Source organism: Neobacillus sp. MER 74, from assembly GCF_023714155.1.
Window position 1 is genome coordinate 1 of record NZ_JAMAUV010000057.1, and the last position, 1,571, is coordinate 1,571.

At 36.2% G+C, this 1,571-nt stretch carries 1 protein-coding gene and 2 rRNA genes; 1 reads left to right on the forward strand and 2 read right to left on the reverse strand.

Annotation, left to right across the window (positions count from 1 at the left end):
- A 16S ribosomal RNA gene (locus tag M3610_RS27370) occupies positions 1–95 on the reverse strand; the annotation flags it as partial.
- 497 nt (positions 96–592) lie between these two features.
- On the opposite strand from M3610_RS27370, the gene M3610_RS27375 reads away from it, so the two are divergent.
- Positions 593–1,357 (forward strand): sulfite exporter TauE/SafE family protein, encoded by a 765-nt coding sequence (locus M3610_RS27375; RefSeq protein WP_251463611.1) that lies wholly within the window; start codon positions 593–595, stop codon positions 1,355–1,357.
- 88 nt (positions 1,358–1,445) lie between these two features.
- Here the strand turns inward: M3610_RS27375 and rrf are convergent.
- Positions 1,446–1,562, reverse strand: a 5S ribosomal RNA gene (rrf, locus tag M3610_RS27380).
- Positions 1,563–1,571 lie beyond the last annotated feature (9 nt).

The window sequence follows — 1,571 nt, forward strand, 5'->3', positions numbered from 1 at the left end:
CGTCCGCCGCTAGACTCCGAAGAGTCCCGCTCGACTTGCATGTATTAGGCACGCCGCCAGCGTTCGTCCTGAGCCAGGATCAAACTCTCCAAGAAAGTTGATTAGCTCATTTGTTACGTTGGCTTAGTTTCATTGCTGAAACTAAAGTTTATTGTTTGTTTGCACGATTTTGTTTGTTTAGTTTTCAAAGAACAATACTTCTTCTTGTTACTATTGTGTAGAAGATTAATAGTTTCAAAAAGCGACAATAAATATTATAACATATCCTCTTCAAAGTTGTCAATTACATAAATAAAATTCTTAAAACGTTTTGACTCGTTCAGAAAGGAACTTTCTTATAATAACATCCTAGCTAAAAACATTCAATAGAATTTTTTTCTAATGATCACAATGAAAATGGGTTCATTTTATGCATTCCTCATTAACTTTGAGATTATTCCTTCGAAAAAACATTCTACATAAACCTAGTTCAGGAAGCAGCTTGGAGTTGAGTCCTTTTTTTGGGCATACAAGTTATGTCACAGTTGTCTAACTCTTTCATATTTTATCGGTATAAATAAATTTAGATAAGCTAATTTGGAGTGTGCGCCTTATGAGCATAGGGATAATTGTAATGGGTCTTTTAATTGGTTTTCTGGTGGGGTTAACAGGTGTTGGAGGCGCTGCCTTATTAACACCGATTTTAATATTGTTAGGAATCAGTCCATCAATTGCTGTTGGTACAGATCTTGTTTATAATTCCATAACCAAGCTTTTTGGTACTTTTCAACATTGGAGGCAGAAGACGATAAACTTTAAGTTAGTAAAGTATCTTGCGATTGGCAGTATTCCAAGTGCAATCTGCTCAGTCGGAATTCTCCAATTATTTGAAACCTTTTTTCATAACCAAGAGCAGGTCATTAAGCACACATTGGGTTACGTTTTAATTTTGGTGGCATTGGCCACATTAATTAAAACATTTATGGAAAATAAAGTTGAATGGAATTATTTTCAAAAGAAGCCGATGCATGAAAAAAGGGGTTTAACAATTTGTGTCGGGGCTATTTTAGGATTTATTGTTGGATTAACATCGATTGGATCTGGGTCATTGTTTGCCTTGGTTATGATTTACTTATACAGATTGAGTCCTTCAAAATTGGTAGGAACCGATATCGCTCATGCTTTTTTATTAGTCTCCGCTGCAGGGATGATGCATGCGGGAATCGGTAATGTGGATTATCCATTAATGTTTAACCTTTTGATGGGATCGATCCCTGGAGTTATTTTAGGAAGTACTTTATCACCCAAATTACCATCGAAACCACTAAAAACGATTATGGCAATCATGATTTTGATTAGTGGTTTTAAACTAATTTAATATCGATGCTTTTAAATAATTTTGTCTTGTAACACTATCCAATTATCTATAACACAAAAAAACAACCTTTTCAGGTTGTTTTAAATCTGCCTGGCAACGTCCTACTCTCACAGGGACGCGTGTCCCAACTACCATCGGCGCTGAGAAGCTTAACTTCCGTGTTCGGTATGGGAACGGGTGTGACCTTCTCGCCATTGCTGCCAGACTATTTTGT